The sequence below is a fragment of the Arthrobacter sp. H5 genome, assembly GCF_000520595.1.
GTDB lineage: Bacteria > Actinomycetota > Actinomycetes > Actinomycetales > Micrococcaceae > Arthrobacter_D.
Genome location: NZ_KI914984.1, coordinates 54,927 through 73,557, shown reverse-complemented (window position 1 = coordinate 73,557; position 18,631 = coordinate 54,927). Strand labels below are relative to the sequence as shown.

17 protein-coding genes are annotated in these 18,631 nt (G+C 61.6%); 14 read left to right on the top strand and 3 right to left on the bottom strand.

Going from position 1 to position 18,631, the window contains the following annotated elements; genetic code table 11:
• Positions 1-33 precede the first annotated feature (33 nt).
• On the top strand, positions 34-3,561 hold the full coding sequence (locus Y708_RS0106090) for a TM0106 family RecB-like putative nuclease (RefSeq protein ID WP_028279241.1): 3,528 nt from the start codon (positions 34-36) through the stop codon (positions 3,559-3,561).
• On the opposite strand, the gene Y708_RS23250 is transcribed toward Y708_RS0106090, so the two are convergent.
• Both Y708_RS23250 and Y708_RS27375 read right to left on the bottom strand, forming a co-directional pair.
• The gene (locus Y708_RS23250) at positions 3,558-4,187 is read right to left on the bottom strand and encodes an RES family NAD+ phosphorylase (RefSeq protein ID WP_081746514.1); all 630 of its coding nucleotides are present in this window, start codon (positions 4,185-4,187) and stop codon (positions 3,558-3,560) included. The genes Y708_RS0106090 and Y708_RS23250 overlap by 4 nt on opposite strands.
• Complete coding sequence (locus tag Y708_RS27375) at positions 4,187-4,801, bottom strand: hypothetical protein (RefSeq protein ID WP_051478685.1); 615 nt, start codon at positions 4,799-4,801, stop codon at positions 4,187-4,189. Before Y708_RS27375 ends, Y708_RS23250 begins: the two co-directional genes overlap by 1 nt.
• Before the next feature lie 149 nt (positions 4,802-4,950).
• On the opposite strand from Y708_RS27375, the gene Y708_RS30885 reads away from it, so the two are divergent.
• The 4 genes from Y708_RS30885 to Y708_RS0106065 all read left to right on the top strand — a co-directional run bounded on the left by Y708_RS30885 (position 4,951) and on the right by Y708_RS0106065 (position 7,948).
• Positions 4,951-5,295 (top strand): nuclease-related domain-containing protein, encoded by a 345-nt coding sequence (locus Y708_RS30885; protein WP_253905705.1) that lies wholly within the window; start codon positions 4,951-4,953, stop codon positions 5,293-5,295.
• A 477-nt stretch (positions 5,296-5,772) separates the two neighbouring features.
• Complete coding sequence (locus Y708_RS30880) at positions 5,773-6,621, top strand: DEAD/DEAH box helicase (protein ID WP_253905704.1); 849 nt, start codon at positions 5,773-5,775, stop codon at positions 6,619-6,621.
• A gap of 86 nt (positions 6,622-6,707) precedes the next feature.
• A complete protein-coding gene (locus tag Y708_RS0106070; protein WP_028279240.1) occupies positions 6,708-7,388 on the top strand; it encodes an endonuclease/exonuclease/phosphatase family protein in 681 nt (226 codons plus the stop codon).
• Positions 7,389-7,429: 41 nt separating this feature from the next.
• On the top strand, positions 7,430-7,948 hold the full coding sequence (locus Y708_RS0106065; RefSeq protein WP_155853723.1) for a hypothetical protein: 519 nt from the start codon (positions 7,430-7,432) through the stop codon (positions 7,946-7,948).
• Between the two features lie 20 nt (positions 7,949-7,968).
• On the opposite strand, the gene Y708_RS0106060 is transcribed toward Y708_RS0106065, so the two are convergent.
• Entirely contained in the window at positions 7,969-9,066 is a 1,098-nt protein-coding gene (locus tag Y708_RS0106060; protein ID WP_051478683.1) for a substrate-binding domain-containing protein, read from the bottom strand.
• Positions 9,067-9,233: 167 nt separating this feature from the next.
• Here Y708_RS0106060 and Y708_RS0106055 point away from each other — a divergent pair, with 167 nt between their 5' ends.
• From Y708_RS0106055 to Y708_RS0106015, 9 genes are all read left to right on the top strand, one after another.
• On the top strand, positions 9,234-10,337 hold the full coding sequence (locus Y708_RS0106055) for a Gfo/Idh/MocA family protein (protein ID WP_028279237.1): 1,104 nt from the start codon (positions 9,234-9,236) through the stop codon (positions 10,335-10,337).
• Positions 10,338-10,339: 2 nt separating this feature from the next.
• Positions 10,340-11,092, top strand: coding sequence for a ThuA domain-containing protein (locus Y708_RS0106050; protein WP_028279236.1), 753 nt, complete (start codon positions 10,340-10,342; stop codon positions 11,090-11,092).
• Positions 11,093-11,196: 104 nt separating this feature from the next.
• A complete protein-coding gene (locus Y708_RS0106045; protein WP_028279235.1) occupies positions 11,197-12,093 on the top strand; it encodes a LysR family transcriptional regulator in 897 nt (298 codons plus the stop codon).
• A gap of 68 nt (positions 12,094-12,161) precedes the next feature.
• On the top strand, positions 12,162-13,238 hold the full coding sequence (locus Y708_RS0106040; protein ID WP_028279234.1) for a tartrate dehydrogenase: 1,077 nt from the start codon (positions 12,162-12,164) through the stop codon (positions 13,236-13,238).
• Positions 13,239-13,295: 57 nt separating this feature from the next.
• On the top strand, positions 13,296-14,282 hold the full coding sequence (locus Y708_RS0106035) for a tripartite tricarboxylate transporter substrate binding protein (protein ID WP_162150441.1): 987 nt from the start codon (positions 13,296-13,298) through the stop codon (positions 14,280-14,282).
• Complete coding sequence (locus Y708_RS23235) at positions 14,282-15,841, top strand: tripartite tricarboxylate transporter permease (RefSeq protein WP_051478681.1); 1,560 nt, start codon at positions 14,282-14,284, stop codon at positions 15,839-15,841. The genes Y708_RS0106035 and Y708_RS23235 overlap by 1 nt, the downstream gene beginning before the upstream one ends.
• Position 15,842: 1 nt before the next feature.
• Positions 15,843-16,280, top strand: coding sequence for a tripartite tricarboxylate transporter TctB family protein (locus tag Y708_RS27370; protein ID WP_028279232.1), 438 nt, complete (start codon positions 15,843-15,845; stop codon positions 16,278-16,280).
• A gap of 24 nt (positions 16,281-16,304) precedes the next feature.
• The gene (locus Y708_RS0106020; RefSeq protein ID WP_028279231.1) at positions 16,305-17,399 is read left to right on the top strand and encodes a tartrate dehydrogenase; all 1,095 of its coding nucleotides are present in this window, start codon (positions 16,305-16,307) and stop codon (positions 17,397-17,399) included.
• A complete protein-coding gene (locus tag Y708_RS0106015; protein WP_028279230.1) occupies positions 17,396-18,562 on the top strand; it encodes a mandelate racemase/muconate lactonizing enzyme family protein in 1,167 nt (388 codons plus the stop codon). Before Y708_RS0106020 ends, Y708_RS0106015 begins: the two co-directional genes overlap by 4 nt.
• The last annotated feature ends 69 nt before the right edge of the window (positions 18,563-18,631 follow it).

Below are 18,631 nucleotides of genomic sequence, written 5' to 3'. Positions count from 1 at the left end.
ATTGTTCCCAGTGGCAAACCATAGGGAGACCGAATGTTCCTGCTCGACCCAACAACCCCCGGCGCCGAACCGGACCTCATCTTTTCGGCGACCGATCTGGTCAACGCGTCTGTGTGCGAGTACCGCACGCTGCGGATCCTCGACGAGAAGCTCGGACGCAGTGTTCGTCCAACCTTTGCGACCGACGAGATGTTGGAACGCACCGCGGTGCTGGGCGATGTGCATGAGCGCCATGTGCTCGACCGATTTATCGAAGAGCATGGTAAGTGGGATCCCGCACGCCGAACCGGAGTGTGGGATGTAGCACCCGCCGCGAGCATGGAAAGAACTGCGCTCGCGGAGAAGCATTCGGAGTCTATTCTGGCGCTGCGCAGCGGCGCGGACGTCGTCTTTCAGGCAGCATTCTTTGATGGACAGTTCCATGGCCGGTCCGACTTCCTGGTCAAAGCGGACGCCGGATACGCGGTGTGGGACACAAAGCTCGCCCGCCACGCAAAGGTGGGTGCCCTGCTGCAGCTGGCCGCCTACGGTGACCAACTCCTCAAAGCCGGTATCGAACCGGCGCCGCTGGTCACCCTTGTCCTCGGCGACGAACAGCACAGCGATCACCGCCTTGCAGATCTGCTGCCTGTCTACCAGGAGCGGCGCGGCCGGTTTCTTTCGCTCGTTGAGAAGCACCATGCCCAAGCGGAGCCCGTGGTCTGGGGCGATGACTCATGCGCCGCCTGCGGGCGGTGCGACTACTGCCAGTTGATGGTCGAGGAAACCCGTGACCTCCTGCTCGTCGGCAGAATGAGCACCACCCGCCGGGCAAAACTGCATAAATCAGACGTATTCACGATCGACGACCTGGCAGGCATGGATGTTCCGGACAACAACGAGAGCCTGCTTGCCCTGCGCGACCAGGCACGCATGCAGACCGGAACCGCCGAGATCGACGGCAGTGTCCCTTACCTGGACAAGCACGGCAAAGAGAAGACGCTCAGCTTCAGGGTCCTCGAGGAAAACAGTCTGGGCAGCCTGCCTGAACCCGACTACGGCGATATCTTTTTCGATTTTGAGGGCGATCCCCTCTGGAAGGATGCGGCCGGACGCTGGGGCATCGAATACCTTTTCGGCGTGGTGGAGAACCCCTCCGAGCCCGGAACAGAGCCGCCGTTCAGACCGTTCTGGGCGCACAACCGCGCACAGGAACGAGGCGCGTTTGCGGACTTCCTGGACTACGTCGCCGACCGTCGTCGTCGTTATCCGAACCTGCACATTTATCACTACGCTTCCTATGAAAAGACGGCGCTCCGAAACCTCTCCCTCATCCACCTGATCGGGGAGGAAGCCGTCGACACACTCCTCAGGGACGGCGTGCTGGTGGACCTCTACGAGACGGTCCGCAACAGCCTCCGCATCTCCGACCGCTCCTACAGCATCAAGAAACTCGAGCCCCTTTACATGGGCGGCACCCTGAGGTCCGGTGACGTCACCGACGCCGGCGCATCGGTTGTGGCCTATGCGCAGTATTGCGAGGCCCGGGATAGCGGAGACACCAAGCTTGCAGAAACAATTCTCGCGGGGATCAGCGACTACAACCGCTACGACTGCCTCTCCACCCTCGAACTCCGGAACTGGCTGCTGAAGCAGGCTGCAGAGCGTGGTATCAGTGCAGCTCAGATGCAGCAGCCAATAGTCGCTGACGTGGAGCCGCCCTCACCGGAAGAGCAGCGGCTGCTGGAACACGTAGCATCGCTACCTACCCACCGTGCGTTGACCAACGACGAACAGGCCATAGCCATGGTCGCCGCCGCCGTCGGATATCACCGACGGGAGGACAAGCAATTCTGGTGGCAGCATTTCGACCGCCTCGGCTCGCCGATCGATGTATGGGCTGAGAAAACCCGCGATGTGTTACTGGTTGAGCAGGCAACCGTTGTGCAGGACTGGGCCAAGCCCACACCCCGGAGCAACCAGGTGCGCACGCTGGACCTGTACGGTATCCCGTCGGAAGGGTCGGAATTCAAGCCCGGCAGCACCTGGTTCCGCATGTACGGCAGTCCACTGCCGGACGGCCTGACACCGCTGGACGGAAAACCAGATGGCCGCGAAGGCTGGTTCGGCACGGAAATTCTTGAGACCTACCCTGACCGGGACGGCGAGCACATCATCATTCGGGAAAAACTCAAGAGGGGCGCCGAGCCTTATTCACAATTTCCGATAGCGCTCACAACTGACAGTCCGATCCCGACGGTGTCCATCCGGGCTGCGCTGGCCGAACTCGCGCAGGGTGTGGGCACCGCGCTGCCCGCCCTGCCAAAAAACCCGGGTGTGGAAATTCTGCGCCGGGCCGTTCCCACTCTCGAACGTGGGGGCAGCCTCCCACTGGTGATCGATCATGACTACATTTCAGCGATCACGGCGGCTGTCGAAGCTCTCGACCGGTCCTACCTGGCAGTACAAGGTCCGCCAGGAACAGGGAAAACGTATGTTGGATCCCACGTCATCTGTGCACTGATCGAGCGTGGCTGGAAGGTTGGGGTGGTCGCTCAGTCCCATGCCGTCGTCGAGAACATGCTCAAAGCGGCGCTCAAGGCAGGCGTTCCGCCGGATCAGATTGCCAAGAAGACCAGTGAAGCGGATACACCATGGACCCATAGGACGGACGACGACGTCGCTGCTCTGCTCACGGCCGAGGGTGGCGCGCTGGTCGGCGGCACAGCCTGGACCATGACCGGCAGCAAGGTGCCGCCGGACTCCCTGGATCTGCTGGTGATCGACGAAGCGGGCCAGTTCTCGCTGGCCAATACGCTGGCCGTATCCCGGGCAGCCAAACGGTTGCTCCTCCTCGGTGACCCTCAACAGTTGCCGCAGGTCACACAGGCAAACCATCCTGAGCCGGTCGACGAATCTGCTCTTGGCTGGCTGTCTCAAGGCGTGTCGACGCTTCCTCCGAAATTGGGCTACTTTCTGGCCGACAGTTGGCGCATGCATCCGGGGCTCTGCCGCGCGATATCGCGCCTGGCTTATGACGACAAACTGGAATCTGCGCCGCTGGCGACAAAGCGGGTCCTCGAAGGGGTGCCAGCGGGAGTGGAGTGTGTACTGGTGGACCATGCGGGCAACAAAAGCGCTTCCTCCGACGAGGCCGAGGAAGTGGTCCGGCAGGTGCAGTTGCATGTGGGTCTTCGATGGGATGATGCGGAGCGTAAGCCACGGCGTCTCACCGACGCGGATGTGCTGGTGGTTGCCGCCTATAACGCACAGGTACAAATGATTCGCGGGAAACTTAAAGATGCCGGCATTTTCGGAACCCGGGTAGGCACGGTGGATAAGTTTCAGGGACAGGAAGCACCGGTGGTCATCGTGTCGATGGCCTGCTCCTCCGCATCGGAGGCTCCGCGCGGTCTACAGTTCCTACTCAACCGCAACCGGATTAACGTGGCAATCTCCAGGGGACAGTGGCGCGCGGTCATCGTGCGGTCCCCTGAACTGACTTATCACATGCCATCACGGCCGGAGCACTTCGAGGAGTTGGGTGCATTTATCGGATTGTGCCAGCCTGCCTCATCCTAAAAAACGATGTTGCTCGTGTAGTTGATGAGCAGAGTCTCCGTCGCAACGTCGCGGATGATGGCCGGTGAGTTCAACGGAACGGAGAGCACGGGCAACCCAGGCATCGCTTGGGTGTTCCAGAGGACGGTGATGTTCCGGCCGGGGAACATAGCTGACGGTGCGATGACCCCGTCCAGGTCACCCCACGCATCATGTATAGCCCGCGCCCAGGCACGTGTACGGGCCTTTTCCTGAAACATCACCTGTGCGGATCCGCCCGCGCCCAGAATCCAGGAGCCGGTCAGGTCCAGCACGGTTGCTGCCGCCGCCAATTGGAAACCCGTAATGTAAGGGCTGCCCTGATCTACATCTACAAATCTGGAGAGCTGGAAGAATTCAGCCAGGCAGGTTGCCACATCGGATCCCACATAGATTGAGCCCAAGGGCGCCTTGTCCCCCGGCGGCGGAGGGTGCGGATCCCAGCGGGCGCTCTCCAAGGGTCCGAAAGTTCGCAGCGCGTTCCATGGGACAACATGGGAGCCCACCGTTCTGTGGATTCTCCAGAAAACAGTCCCGGCGGGAAGGGATACGGTTTCCGGAGTACGGAGTAGAAGTTCGGCGGTAGGCGGTGGGAACTGGCTTCCCATCAGAGAGAGGCCCCAAGCTCCCGTGCATTCGCCACCACAATGTCTGCCGCTCCACCACTTTCAAGCCACCGCTTGGGAGATTGTGGCTGCCCATCCATCATGAGGTCGGCTTGGGGCGCAAGGAAGAAGCCGGAAACAGTCTGCGGGTGGATATCTTCACCCATCACCGCGAGCACCTCAGCCAGGAAAGGAATCGCAGTTCCCTGGCTTGTGAATTGCCACCGGGGAAAGAACTGCCGATGCCCCCTCCTGCTGTATGAGTAGAGCTTCCGGGCGCTCTTGTAATGCCGGACGGTGGAGCTGTTCTTTCCCAGCACCTGGGCCACCTCCTCAGCCGTCAAAGCTTCCGCATCCAACACAGCCCGGGCAACAGCATTGGAAGCTGTGGCTCTGCCTGCACTGGCTTCATGGTTTCCCGTACCCGAGTGTGCCTCCCAGAACGATTGCGCCGTCGAAGGCAAGGCAACCGTTTCAGGTGACCTCAGCATCTGCTCACTCAGAGCCATTGTCAGATCCTCTTCGGTATAGGACGGCCGTCTATGGCTCAGCAGATCCTGCACTGTGCGGAACTGGCCAGGGGTGTCTCTCCTCTGAGGCAGCTTGGTAACGTTCACGACTAAACCTCCTTCACACAGTTTACAGCAGTGTGTGAAGCTGTGGGATGGCTATGTTCCCCTCGACTGGGTGGAACGCGCGCAGGAATGACAGTGCGGGTTGATACCCTCCGGTTAATAAGCCACTCCACTATCACCGAGGACACCTGATGCGCTGCATCCCGGAGGAACCCCAGTTCGCCGATGGCCAGTCCGCCGAGCCGGCCGTCTGGGAAACCCTGCGTGCCTCGCTCCCCGATGACGCTGTCCTGGCCCACTCCGTGCAGGTCCGCAACGGCCGTGCCGAACACGAAATCGACCTGCTCATCCTCTGGCCGGGAGTTGGACTGGCCGCGATTGAGGTGAAAGGCGGCCTGGTCACGGTCGACAAGGCCAGTGGTATCAGTCCGGAGGCAGGGACGGCCGCCACAAGATGCAGAGCCCCGTGGCCCAGTCACAAAGCTCAACTCATGCCTTCCGGGATTGGATCAGCAGCCAGCTCGGAACGCCGTTAACCAGCCGCTTCGCCTACATGGTGGCGCTGCCGTACACCTCTGTACCTCAGGACTGGACCCTGACCGGCTGCCCGCGGGCCCTCTTCCTCGACCAAACAGACCTTGAGTCGCCGGCGGAGAAAATCCGGAGGGCCATCGAAACTGAAGGCAACGGCGCAACCCAGCTGGCGCGGTCGTACCTTGAACGCATTACCAGCAGACTCGAAGGCACGCTGGTGCAGCCATCCAACGTGGAATCGAACCCACGCGAGCTTGAAGATCTACAGGACCAGCTCACTGAACGCCAGGCCGGGCTGCTCGCCGCCACCCGGGCGCTCCCCCGTATCCGGTTTGCCGGCGGCGCAGGCAGCGGCAAAACCTGGTTGGCCATCGCGAAGGCGAAACAGCTCAGCCGCGACGGCACTCGGGCATCTGCAGAACCAGGTAGCCCGCTGGCGTCATGCCAAGCCCGCCTTCACCGGGGAGTTTCACGATTATGTGCGTTCACTCGGGGTGCCGGACGGCGAGGGGCAGGCGTACTTCGACGAAGAAATGCCGCGGCTTCTCAAGGAAAGGGCAGCGGAGCTCCCGCTGGGACAGAAGTTCGATGCGGTGATCGTCGACGAGGCCCAGGACTTTGCGCCGCTGTGGTGGGAGGGTCTGTTTTCCTGTCTGAAGGACCCGTCCGCCGGCCAGGTCTATGCGTTTATGGATGACCGACAGGACGTCTACCGGCGCTGGGGCGGCGGCACCACCGACTTCATCAATGGGCCCATCGCCGAGCTGGTCCCCATTCACGTAGATGACAATCTGCGCAATACCCGACGGATCGCGGAGACCTTCAAAGTCTTCGCCGGAGAGCACTTCACCCCTCGGGGCGGCACAGGGTTGCCCGTGCGCAGGGTCCAGTGCGCCACCGAGGACGCACTCGATGTGGCGGATAGCTGCATGGACGCGCTCATCGGCGAGGGATGGGAGGCAAATCAGATTGCCCTCCTCACCACGCATCACCGGCACCCGGTCCATCGTGACTACTTTGATCGGAACGCCACCCAGGAGTACTGGAATGGGTTCCACGCCAAGGAGTCGGAGTTCTACGGCCATGCACTGGGTTTCAAAGGCCTCGAACGGTCCGTGGTGATTCTGTGTGTTGACGGGTTCAAGGAGCTGGATCGCGCGGCAGAACAGCTCTATGTTGGGCTGTCCCGCGCGCGGAGCCTGCTGGTGGTTGTAGGAGACTCAGCCCTGATCGCTGAAGCCGGCGGCAAGGAATTGGAGAGAGCATTGGACCGGGCAGACGTTTGGACCCCCGAGCTCACCGCAGCAGCTGACCACCCAATCACGTAACCGGGTCAGCAAATCAGCTCCAGTTAAGATCAAGGTGCCTACAATGGTGCAGCTTCTACCGGACACTACGAAGAGGTGCTCTCCTGATACGGGCCATCAGCTACAACCTGCGGAAACACAAAGCCAGCGGCGAGCTGGAGAATCTGGTGCAGGAGCACGGCGTGGATCTTCTCTGTCTGCAGGAATGCGATCCCTCCGATCTGCCGGATAAGGTGGGCCACCTGCGGCTGCGGCTGGCCACCCAGGAAAACCGCCTTGGGCTCGCCGTCTACTATCTGGAGGATCGCTTCACTGCGCTTGACGCCAGCGCTTTCTCCCTCAAAAAATCGCTGCACGACCGTCTCCTCAGCCCCGCCCACGAGCGCTTGATCGGCATCCAACTGACCGACAATGAGACCAACCACAACCTGGTGGTCGGTTCCTTCCACGCCGCACCCCTCACGGCGTCGAATTCGCTTCGCCGCAAACAGATCCACGCGGCGCACGCGGAACTGCTCGCAATGGGAGAAGGAATAGTGACGCTCATGGCGGGCGATTTCAATTACCCGTTCTTCACCCGACGCCTCACCGAGCACATGAAGGACGCCGGATACGACCTCTCGCTCAGCGACCTCAGAACCTACACCCGGTACAGGGTCTTTCGTGGACATTTCGATTTCGCGACCTCCCGGGGACTGGACATTCACAGCGTGGAGACACTGCCGCGCGGCGCCTCCGACCACCTGCCGATCCTGGTTCAGGCAGAGTACAGCCCGGATGGCGACTAGTCCGAACCATGTTCTCCGACGACGCACACAAACCGGAACCCTTGGCAGACTCCACAGCCTGGAAGCTGCCCGGAGCTGTGGCACCACCGACTGGACTGCTGCGTGAGCCTCCAGCCATCCCGGAAACGGTTGACGCGCCGGACGCTTTCAGTATTGACCACAATCAGGGGGCGGCGCTGTACCAATTCACCGGCCAGCGGCACGGATCACTGAGCCGCTGTGTCTTCGACGACCCCACAAAGAATGAAGTGCTGCATTCGGAGCCTATGGGCTACGCGAGCTGGCATTGCTGGGAGAAGCGCGCCGTAGTGCGGAACCGCAAGCTGCTTCGTATCTGGCCGCGGTCGACACGAACGGGAAGAGAGGTTTCGCGCTCCAACCCGAATATGGGCCTGCAGTTGATCTATCCCGGGAGCAGCGGCAACGAACGGTGTGAGACCGTCGCCATGGAAGACCTTGAAGACATCGAAGCGGCCGTGGACCAAGCGATCGAGATGTCCCGCACCAGGGACACTCCAATACTCGTCGCGGATCTGACCGCCATCCTCTCCTGGCACTAAGTGTCTAACCGGTGCGGAAACTAGGCGGGCCCGTCGCTCTCCCCCGGCAGAAGGTCCATGCGCCACAGTTCCTGAAGTGACGCACCGTCCTCAGACGAAACAACGCCCGGGTCCAGCTGCCGCAGCACCTTCTCGCCTAGCCTGCGACCGTAGTCCTCGACGGAAAGCCTGAAACAGGTCAGCCGCGGGGAGAGTAGATCCAGGACCGGATTCTCCCGCAGGCCAATAACCGCAAGGTCCCGTCCCGGTAGTCGACCGTGCTCTTCCAGATACCGGTACAGACCGATCGCCGTGGTCTCTTCCAACAGGAAAACCGCTGTGGGACGGTGGCTGAGCGCGTCAAGCCGGGTTCCGAGTTCGTAGCCGCCGTCCCGCGTATCCGGAACTTCGATGATCAGGTCCTGATCGATTGGGATACCCTCAGCCTCGAGCGCCCGCCGGTACCCCTCGGCCATGAGCACGGCGTTACTCCTGCCACCTTCGGTAATCTCCAAGGCAATCCGCCTGTGCCCGCGTAACACCAGACGGGAAACCGCATCGGCAGCCACCGCGTCAAAGTCCAGATCGAGCCATGGGTGGTTGCCGGAGGCGGTCCGGCCCAGAGCTACCAGGGGAATGCCGCGCGCCAGCAAGTAGTCGATCCTCGGATCCACCGGCTGGGTTCCCGCCACAATGAATGCATCCGCGAGCCCTCGGTCCGCTGCGGCAAAAAGGTACCCGTTGGGATCCTCCGAAGCGCCGTACGGCAAAATAATCAGGTCCCTCCCCGCCCGGCTGAGGACCTCCTGCAGCCCGTTGGCCAGAGTGAGGAAGAATGTTTCACCCACCTGGGTGCGCGCTGTTGTAGTGGGCATCACCAACGCAATCGCACGGGTGTCACCACGACGGAGGGCTCTGCCTGTTTGGTTGGGAGTGTAGCCCACACGTGCGGCCGCCTCCCGAACCCGCTTGATGGTCGCGACGCTCACGTCAGGCCGCGCGTTCATGGCTCGGGAAACGGTGCTGACGGAGAGTTCCAGCTCGCTGGCCAGTTCCCTGATCCCCACTCCGTGCCTTCGCACCACTTTCATTGCCGCCCGTCTCCGGATTCCCCCGGCCTCGCCGCCGTCGTCTGTCATTTATCCCACACTGGTGGGCGATTCTGCATCCTGCAGCACCGGCGTCGGGCCCTCCAGACCCTCACGTCTTTCTACTCGGTCCCTTGGGTACCGGAAACGTTTCCGGTAGAGTCGTCTAGGTTGCAGCGAGCCGTGACACCAAACCAGCACGCAGAGAAGGAAATTCATTGACTGACACCGCAGCAGATCAGCACGCCCGTCTCAGAGTTGGAGTTATTGGCCTGGGCTGGGCCGGCCAGCAGCATCTGGAGGCGTACCAGAACATTCCAGGCGTTGAGGTCATCGCGATCGCGGGGATGGAGGCGGACCTACTGGCACAACTCCAAACCGAACACGAGGTCCCCCATGCCTTCGCCCGGTGGGAGGACCTCGTAGAACTGGAGGGGCTGGATGCCATCAGTGTGGCCGTCCCGACCTTCCTTCATGCGCCCATCAGCATCGCCGCCCTCAACCGGGGACTGCATGTGCTCTGCGAGAAGCCGATTGCCCGCAACGCTGATGAAGCTCAGCAAATGGTGGACGCCGCCCGCAGTGCCGGACGGGTCCTTGACATTGCTTTCAACCACAGGCGACGCGGCGACATCCAGTCGCTGAAGCAGATCATCGACAACGGTGACCTCGGCAGGCCTTACTACGCCAAGGCATCGTGGCTGCGTCGGGCAGGTATCCCCACGCTGGGCAGCTGGTTCACTAACAGGGAGATGGCCGGCGGAGGCCCGCTCGCGGACATCGGCGTCCATGTGCTGGACTACGCGCTGCACCTGCTGGGCGAGCCGAAAGTGCTCTCGGTTTCCGCCTCCGCCTACTCGGAGCTCGGCCCCAAAGGCCGTGGAGGCGACCAGCGCTATACGGCCACTGGCGGCGCGCACAAGTTCGAAGTGGAAGACTTCGCTTCGGCCTTCATCCGCTTTGAAGGTGGTGGCACGCTTGTTCTGGAAGCAGGATGGGCGGTCTTCCGGGAGACGGAGGACCTGCTTGATTTCACCGTGTACGGCACTGACGGCGGGGCGGAACTGAGAGCGGTGGGAGCGTCCAATACCCCCGTCGCCGAGCTGCGTGTGTTCGCGGACAAGGACGGACGGAACGCCGACTACACCCCAAAGGCATTGCCTGGCCTCGCGCACCAGGCAGTCGCGAACGATTTCATCGAAGCGGTACGCGGCGGTAGCTCTGTCTGGGGAGCTCATGACGGTTCGCTGGCGTTGACCCGCGCACTGATTATCGACGCCTGCTATCAATCCGCAGCAGAATATCGGGAAGTGAGTCTCTGACTATGTTTGACGCAAAACTAAAGGTACTGGTCTGGAACGAAGCCGTCCACGAGGCACACAACGAACCTTCGACCATGGCCGAGATGTATCCGCGCGGCATGCACGGCGCGATCGCCGAATCCCTCCAGCAGTTCTTCCCGGATTCGCAGGTCTCCACCGCGGTGTTGGCGGATCCGGAACACGGGCTCACTGAAGATCGGCTCCGCGAAACTGACGTTCTGCTCTGGTGGGGCCACAGGGCACATGGCGAGGTGGACGACGCCGTTGTGGAACGCGTTCACCGCCATGTCCTGGGCGGCATGGGACTGATCGTGCTGCATTCGGGACACTTTGCGAAGATCTTCACGCGGCTGTTGGGCACCACGTGCTCACTGAAGTGGAGGAACGACGGCGAACGCGAACTTGTGTGGACGGTTAAGCCTTCGCATCCCATTGCGGCCGGCGTTGACAGCCCGATTGTCATCCCGGAACAGGAGATGTACGGGGAGCTGTTCGACATTCCCGAACCAGATGACCTGATTTTCATCAGCTCTTTCGCAGGCGGCGAAGTGTTCCGCTCAGGCGTCACCTTCTCGCGGGGAAAAGGACGGATCTTTTACTTCAGCCCCGGCGATCAGGAATACCCGGTCTACCACCATCCGCAGGTACAGCGGGTGATAGCGAATGGAGTGGACTGGGTTGCCCAGTCAGACATCCTCCGCTCTGCGCCCGAGGTGGAGAACGCTGAGCTGAACTGGTTCAGCCCCGGCAGGTAAAATTCTCTCCCCTGCACCGGGTCTTCCAGTTCGGCAGGCCCAAGGTCGGCTTCTACAGCCTGCAGGGATCTGGGCTGGGCGACTTATTACGGCAGGATTAGCTTATGGACATCCGACACCTGAAGTATTTCCTCGGCGTCGTTGATCACGGCGGCTTTGGCCGCGCGGCAATGCAACTCCATATCGCCCAGCCCTCACTGTCGCAGGCCGTGCTTGCCCTTGAGCGCGAACTTGGGGTGCAACTATTTCACCGGACAGGTCGACATGTGGTGGTGAGTTCATCCGGACGCGCACTGATTGAACCTGCTCGACGCGCCGTCCGTGATTTTGACGCCTTCCGGTCCACCGTGGACTCGCTCAAGAGCAGGCAAGTGGGCCAGGTAGATCTGGCGCTGCTCCCTTCCCAGGCCGTTGAGCCGTTCAGCACCGTTGCCATGCAGTTCGGCAAGCTCTACCCCGGAATGACAATCAGCGCACAACCCGCTTATACAAGCGCGGACGTCATGCAGCTCCTTGCGAGCGGAGCTTGCGAGCTGGGGCTCTTCGGCAGTGCTGAATTTGTCCCGCCGCCCGGGATACATCTTGAACCCATCGAAGAACAACCGATGGTGCTGATCGGCCTTCCCGGACAACCCTTCACGGATGGATCCGTCGTGCACCACAACGACCTGACTGGCGCCCGGTTTATCACCTCACCCCCGGGAAGTGTCATGCGGCAGGTAGTGGATGAAATTCTGGGCAGCGGCATTGATGCCCACATAGCGGTAGAGGTAGCACACCGCTCATCCGTGCTTCCCTTGGTCCTGGCCGGTGGTGGTCTGGCGGTCCTCACTGCCGCCTGGACAGACCTCGCGCGCAAGTGTGGAGCAGCAGTGATGCACCTGGAACCCGCACATACCCTGCAGGTTACCTTGGCCTACCGGACACCTGCGGTGATGACGCCAGCCGCACAAGCCTTTGCGGAGGTTGTTCGTGAATATGCTTCTGACAAGTACTTATAGGTAATTCCTATCGACCGTAAAGGATCGCGGTCTGAGACGTAGACCACAATTTGGCCTAGTCTCGCACCATGACCCAACAACGCTTCCGAATCGCAGCTATCCCCGCCGACGGAATCGGGCAGGAGGTCACGGCGGCCGGACAAAAAGTTATGGACGCCGTCGCAAAGCTATCCGATGGGGCCATCTCCTTCGAATGGACCGATTTCCCGTGGGGTTCCGACTACTACGCCGAACATGGCGTGATGATGGCCGACGACGGCCTCGACCAACTGAAGGATTTCGATGCCATTTACTTCGGTGCCGTCGGCTGGCCAACGGTGCCGGACCACGTCAGCCTCTGGGGTCTCCGCCTGGCGATCTGTCAGGGTTTCGACCAATGGGCTAATGTCCGCCCCGTCCACTTCCTCCCCGGTGTCACCAGCCCCCTTCGCAAGGCGGACACTACCGAGCTGGACTGGATCGTAGTCCGTGAAAACAGTGAAGGCGAGTACGCCGGACTCGGTGGACGAAACCTTTCAGCCCGTGGCAGCGGCGGCGAAGTAGCTGTACAGTCCTCGCTCTTCACCGAAGTAGGGTGCGAGCGGATCATCCGGTTTGCCTTCGAAATCGCGCGAACCCGCGAGCGCGCCAAGCTGTCGAGCGTGACCAAGAGCAATGCCCAGCAATACGGAATGGTGCTGTGGGATGACGTCTTCAAGCGCGTCGCCAAGGATTATCCTGACATCGAAACCGAGAGCGTTCTAGTGGACGCCATGGCCGCCAAGTTTGTCCTCAAGCCCGAAGAACTCTCCGTGGTAGTCGCCTCGAACCTGAACGCGGACATCCTTTCCGACCTGGGGAGCGCGCTCGCTGGCAGCCTGGGTCTGGCCAGCAGCGCAAACTACAACCCCGAACGGCGTTTTCCCAGCATGTTCGAGCCCGTACATGGATCTGCTCCGGACATTGCCGGCCAGGGAGTCTCCAATCCGATTGGGGCGATCGCAAGCGCAGGCCTCATGCTGGAACACTTTGGCCTCATCGCAGAAGCCGAGAATCTGGCGGCGGCGATTCGCTCGACCACCGCTGCCGGCATTCTTCCGAAGGATCTGGGCGGTTCCGCCACCACCGTTGAGGTCACCGACGCCGTCATCGGTTACCTCAACTAACCGTTCGTTACCACTTCACCACCCAATCAGCGCCAACTTTTACCAATGGAGGTAAAGATGAAAAGCCGCCGTATGTTTGCATCAATCGTCGGAACGATCGCCGTCGCCCTCGCAGCAACTGGGTGTGGAAGCGGAGGAGGTGGCGCCGACTCAGCCGCGGACTTCCCCCAGAAGCGGATCGATTATGTCCTGCCGTTTGATGCCGGAGGGGAATCGGATATCACGGCACGTCTGCAGCAGGAAAAGCTCGCGGAGATCCTCGGACAGAGCGTCAATGTCTCCTACAAGCCCGGAGGCGGCGGTGCCCTCGGCTGGTCCGAACTCACCCGGACGGCAGCCGATGGATACACCGTCATGGGCAGCAATCTCCCGCACATCATCCTTCAGCCGATGCTGCGGGACGACGCCGGATACGAGACCGAGGACCTGCAACAGGTCTACATCTTCCAAAGCACACCGAACGCCCTCCTTGTACCGGCGGACAGCGACATCGAAACCCTCGACGACTTCATCGCCGCAGCCGAGGAAAACCCGGGCGCCATGTCAATAGGCGGAAGTGGCGACTTCTCGGCGAACCATATCGGTACCCTCATGCTCGGAGACATGGCCGGCATCGATATCACCTACACGCCGTTCTCCGGCACCGGCACGGCCGTCCCCGCTCTCCTGGGCGGACATGTGGACGCCCTGATGTCCTACTCCCCCCAGATCACCCAACTCGGCGACCAAGTGCGCGCCATCGCCGTCGCAACCGAGGAACGCATGCCCGGCCTGCCGGACGTACCGACGTTCGCGGAACAGGGACATGACCTGGTTGACGGTGCCTACCGCGGCATTTCGGTACCCAAGGGCACGCCTGATGACATAGTCCAGAAACTGGCTGACGCATTCAAGACAGTCAATGAAGACCCGGAGTTGGTCAAGGCCTTCGAGGAACAGGCATTCGTCCTCGAAAACTACGGTCCCGAAGAAGCAGCCGAGCTGACTAAAGAGCGAACTGCTGTGTATGAGGACTTGCTGACCCGTCTGGAACTGGTTCCGTAATGTTCGAAGTACTTGGGCAAGGGCTGCTCGCCAACCTTGCCCCGTCCATGCTGCTCCTGGTGCTGATCGGCACCTTGAGCGGCATGGCCCTCGGGGCAATGCCGGGGCTGAGCGCCACCATGGGGGTGGCGCTGCTGGTCCCCTTCACATTCGCCATGGATCCGACGTCCGGCCTGGTTCTCTTAGGCGCCTTCTATATGGGCGCGATCTACGGCGGATCCTTCACTGCGATCCTCGTCAATGCGCCCGGCACTCCGTCCTCGATCGCCACGGCTTTGGACGGTTACCCGCTCACGCGCAAAGGGCGTAGCGAGTTCGCCATAGTTGGTGCCACAATTGGTTCCTTTGTCGGCGGGATCATCGGCGTCATTGCACTGATTTTCCTGGCCCCACCCCTCGCCTCGTTCTCACTGCGGTTTGGTCCCCAGGAGTACTTCTGGGTAGCGATGTTTGGCCTCACAATTATTGCCAGCCTTGCTTCCGGATCCCTGCTGAAGGGCCTGATCGGCGGACTGCTCGGGCTGCTGCTCGCCACCATCGGCATCGCACCCGTCGGCGGCGACGTACGGTTTACGTTCGGCGACCCGATGCTGCAAGGCGGTGTACCACTGGTGCCGGCCCTGATCGGGCTCTTCACCATCCCTGAAGTCATCCGCCTGATCGCCTTGCGCACCCGTGACGCCCAGATGGTGGACGAAACCCGCGAAAAGGACCGCCTCGGTGGCATGATCCGGCTAATCCTCAGCCGCCCGGTCAATCTGATCCGTTCCAGCATCATTGGCACGATCGTCGGTATCCTCCCGGGCGCCGGAGGCAGCGTTGCGAACCTCGTCGCGTACAACGAGGCAAAACGCGCCTCCAAGCATCCTGAAACCTTTGGCAAAGGCGAGATCGACGGCGTCGTTGCATCGGAATCCGCCAACAACGGGACTGTAGGCGGCGGGTTCATTCCAACGCTCACCCTCGGAGTCCCGGGAACACCACCCGACGCGATCATCCTCGGTGTGCTTCTGCTGCACGGACTGCGACCGGGTGCTGAGTTGTTCGAAACCTCAGGCCCTCTGGTTTACACATTCATTATCGCGCTGGCGGTCTCAGCCGTGATGATGGTGCCGGTTGGCCTGATCGCTGGACGCGGCCTGCAGCGCGGCGTTATGGCACTGCCCGTCCGCTATCTGGCCCCGGGAATCACCGTCCTGACCATCATCGGTGCCTACGCGATCCGCAGCTCGGTGGTTGACGTCTTCATCATGCTCGCACTGGGAGTCGCCGCGTACTTGTTGCAGCGCGTGGGCATCGGCGGCGCCGCGATTGTCCTCGGTCTTGTGCTCGGCACGATCGCGGAAACAGGGCTGGTGCAAGGCATTCTTACGTCCTCCGGCGACGCCGTACCGTGGACCAGCTTCTTTACCAGACCCATCAGCATTGTTCTGATCCTGATGTGCGTGCTCTCCGCCGCGTGGCCCTTCATCCAGAAGCGGCGTGATGCGAAGACGAAGGGGACCCCTGCGGAAGCAGTACCGACCTCCGGGCACAGCGACCGAGCAGAGAGCGACTGACATGGGAAACATCATTGGTGGAGCGGCAGTCCTCGTCATCTGCCTGATCTTCTGGGTCCAGCGGGACTACTCCAGCGAGTACGGCGGCATCTTCCCGGACTCCGTGCTGATCGCCCTGGCTGCCCTCAGCGTTGTGCTCATTGCGCGCGGGCTGCTGCGGCGGCAGGACACGGGCTGGGACACCACCGGACGGCTCGGCTATCGGGACCTCGGGCGGGCCCTGCTGCTGCTGACCGCCTGGGTGGTATCACTGCCGATTCTCGGCTATTTCTACGGTGGCATCCTGTTCTTCACGCTGGTGGCCCTCCTGATGCGGACTTCGCGCCCCACCTGGAAACAGATCCTGCTCGACCTGGGAGTCGCCGTCGTCGTTGTTGGAGCTTTCTACCTGGCGTTCACGCAGATCCTGTACGTTACCCTGCCCGAACTTTCCCTGTAATCAAATAACCAAAAGGACTTTTTCATGACAACTCCCAGCTACCGCATTGCCGTGATCCCGGGTGACGGCATCGGCACAGAAGTCATGCCCCCAGCGCAGAAGCTCCTGGAACTCGCCGGCCAACGGTACGGGTTCGCTTTCGAATGGCAGGAATTCGAGTGGGGCTGCGAATATTACTCACGCACCGGACGGATGATGCCGGCAAACGGCATCGAACAGCTCGCTGAATGCAACCAGATCTTCCTGGGGGCCGTGGGATTCCCCGGCGTACCCGACCATGTGTCACTGTGGGGCCTGCTCATCCCTATCCGCCGCGCCTTCCAGCAGTACATCAACCTTCGTCCGGTCAAGCTGCTCGCCGGCATCGAGAGTCCGCTGCGGAAGGTGCCCGCCGGCGGAATCGACTTCCTGGTGGTGCGCGAAAATAACGAGGGTGAATACTCGGAAAGCGGTGGGCGCCTCTACCGCGGGATGCCACAGGAAATGGCCATCCAGGAATCCATTTTCACCCGATTCGGCGTGGAGCGGGCCATGCGGTACGCCATCAACCTCGCCGAACAGCGAAAGGGAACTCTCGCCTCAGCCACCAAGTCCAACGGCATCATCCACACCATGCCGTTCTGGGACGAAATACTGCGTGACCTCGCGAAGGATCACCCGAACCTGACGGTGTCGGAATATCACATCGACGCGCTCGCGGCACTCTTTGTGCTCGATCCGGCGCGCTTCGACGTTGTTGTGGCCTCCAACCTTTTCGGTGACATCCTGACCGACCTTGGCGCGGCAATCATCGGCAGCATCGGCATCGCTCCCTCCGCAAACCTCAACCCGGAGGGCGCGTTCCCATCCATGTTCGAACCGGTTCATGGCTCCGCCCCGGATATTGCCGGACAGGGAAAGGCAAATCCCCTTGGACAGGTGTGGGCGGCATCCATGATGCTCGACCACATGGGTCATCAGGATGCCGGCGCAGCGCTCATCGACGCCATGGAGCATGTACTCACCGAAACCGACATCCGCACCCCGGATCTCGGTGGAACCGCCACAACCAATGAGGTATCCGACGCCCTCGTCTCCGCCTTCGAAGCCCTGACAACAGTAGTAGGAGCACACCCGTGAGAATCGTCGAAATCCGCGAACAGACCCTGCCCATCAGCTCCTCGATCAGAAACGCGTTTATCGACTTCAGCAAAATGACGCTCAGTTTGGTCGCGGTGATTACGGACGTTCAGCGGGACGGCCACCCGGTGGTGGGCTACGGCTTCAACTCCAACGGCCGGTACGGGCAGGGCTCGCTGATGCGGGAACGCATCATTCCGAGGATCATGGAGGCCAGGCCCGAGGACCTGCTGGACACCACCGGGGATAATCTCGACCCAAGCTTGATCTGGGACGTCATGATGGCCAACGAGAAGCCGGGCGGTCACGGCGAACGTTCCGTCGCCGTCGGCACCCTCGATATGGCCATCTGGGACGCGGTCGCGAAGATCGAAGGAAAACCGCTATTCCGTGTGCTCGCAGACCGGTACGGGAACGGTGAGCCGGACAACAGGGTGTTTGTCTACGCCGCCGGCGGCTACTACCAGCCAGGGCGCGGAATCCAGGGTCTGAAAGACGAGATGCAAAGCTACCTCGACCGTGGCTACAGCACCGTCAAGGCGAAGATCGGCGGCGCGTCGCTGTCCGAGGATCGTGAGCGTATTGAAGCTGTACTGAGTATGCTTCGGCCCGGGCAGAGCCTTGCCGTGGACGCCAACGGCCGGTTCGACCGGAAAACGGCCATCCAGTACGCCGAAGCCCTCTCGAAGTATGACCTCTTCTGGTACGAGGAGCCCGTGGATCCACTGGACTACGAGGCCCAGGCCGACGTGGCCGCTGCCTACGCGAACCCCCTTGCCACCGGAGAGAATCTGTTCTCCATGCAGGACGCACGCAACCTGATCCGCTACGGCGGGCTGCGCCCGGACAGGGACTGGCTGCAGTTCGACTGTGCACTCAGCTACGGCCTGGTCGAGTACCTTCGCACGCTCTCGATGCTCGATGAGCACGGCTGGTCCCGCACCCGCTGCATTCCGCACGGCGGGCACCAGATGTCTCTCAACATTGCGGCCGGACTTGGGCTTGGCGGCAACGAATCCTATCCGGACCTGTTCCAGCCGTTTGGTGGATTCCCTGATGGCGTGGCGGTTGAGAACGGCTACATCACCATGCCGGATCTCCCCGGCATCGGGTTCGAGGGCAAGAGCGACCTCTACTCGGTGATGCGATCCCTCAGTGGCTAAGGTTCCGCCGCCCAGACCGTTTGTGGCCGTCACGCGGTCGTCGCTCCCCGGGCGGGGCATCGCCCGCCT

Coding starts and splice junctions, on each gene's coding strand:
- Y708_RS0106040 (WP_028279234.1), top strand. CDS start 12,162: ATGACCCAACAACGCTTCCGAATCGCAGCTATCCCCGCCGACGGAATC.
- Y708_RS0106045 (WP_028279235.1), top strand. CDS start 11,197: ATGGACATCCGACACCTGAAGTATTTCCTCGGCGTCGTTGATCACGGC.
- Y708_RS23235 (WP_051478681.1), top strand. CDS start 14,282: ATGTTCGAAGTACTTGGGCAAGGGCTGCTCGCCAACCTTGCCCCGTCC.
- Y708_RS0106060 (WP_051478683.1), bottom strand. CDS start 9,066: ATGACAGACGACGGCGGCGAGGCCGGGGGAATCCGGAGACGGGCGGCA.
- Y708_RS0106090 (WP_028279241.1), top strand. CDS start 34: ATGTTCCTGCTCGACCCAACAACCCCCGGCGCCGAACCGGACCTCATC.
- Y708_RS0106020 (WP_028279231.1), top strand. CDS start 16,305: ATGACAACTCCCAGCTACCGCATTGCCGTGATCCCGGGTGACGGCATC.
- Y708_RS27370 (WP_028279232.1), top strand. CDS start 15,843: ATGGGAAACATCATTGGTGGAGCGGCAGTCCTCGTCATCTGCCTGATC.
- Y708_RS30885 (WP_253905705.1), top strand. CDS start 4,951: ATGCGCTGCATCCCGGAGGAACCCCAGTTCGCCGATGGCCAGTCCGCC.
- Y708_RS0106035 (WP_162150441.1), top strand. CDS start 13,296: ATGAAAAGCCGCCGTATGTTTGCATCAATCGTCGGAACGATCGCCGTC.
- Y708_RS0106050 (WP_028279236.1), top strand. CDS start 10,340: ATGTTTGACGCAAAACTAAAGGTACTGGTCTGGAACGAAGCCGTCCAC.
- Y708_RS23250 (WP_081746514.1), bottom strand. CDS start 4,187: ATGGGAAGCCAGTTCCCACCGCCTACCGCCGAACTTCTACTCCGTACT.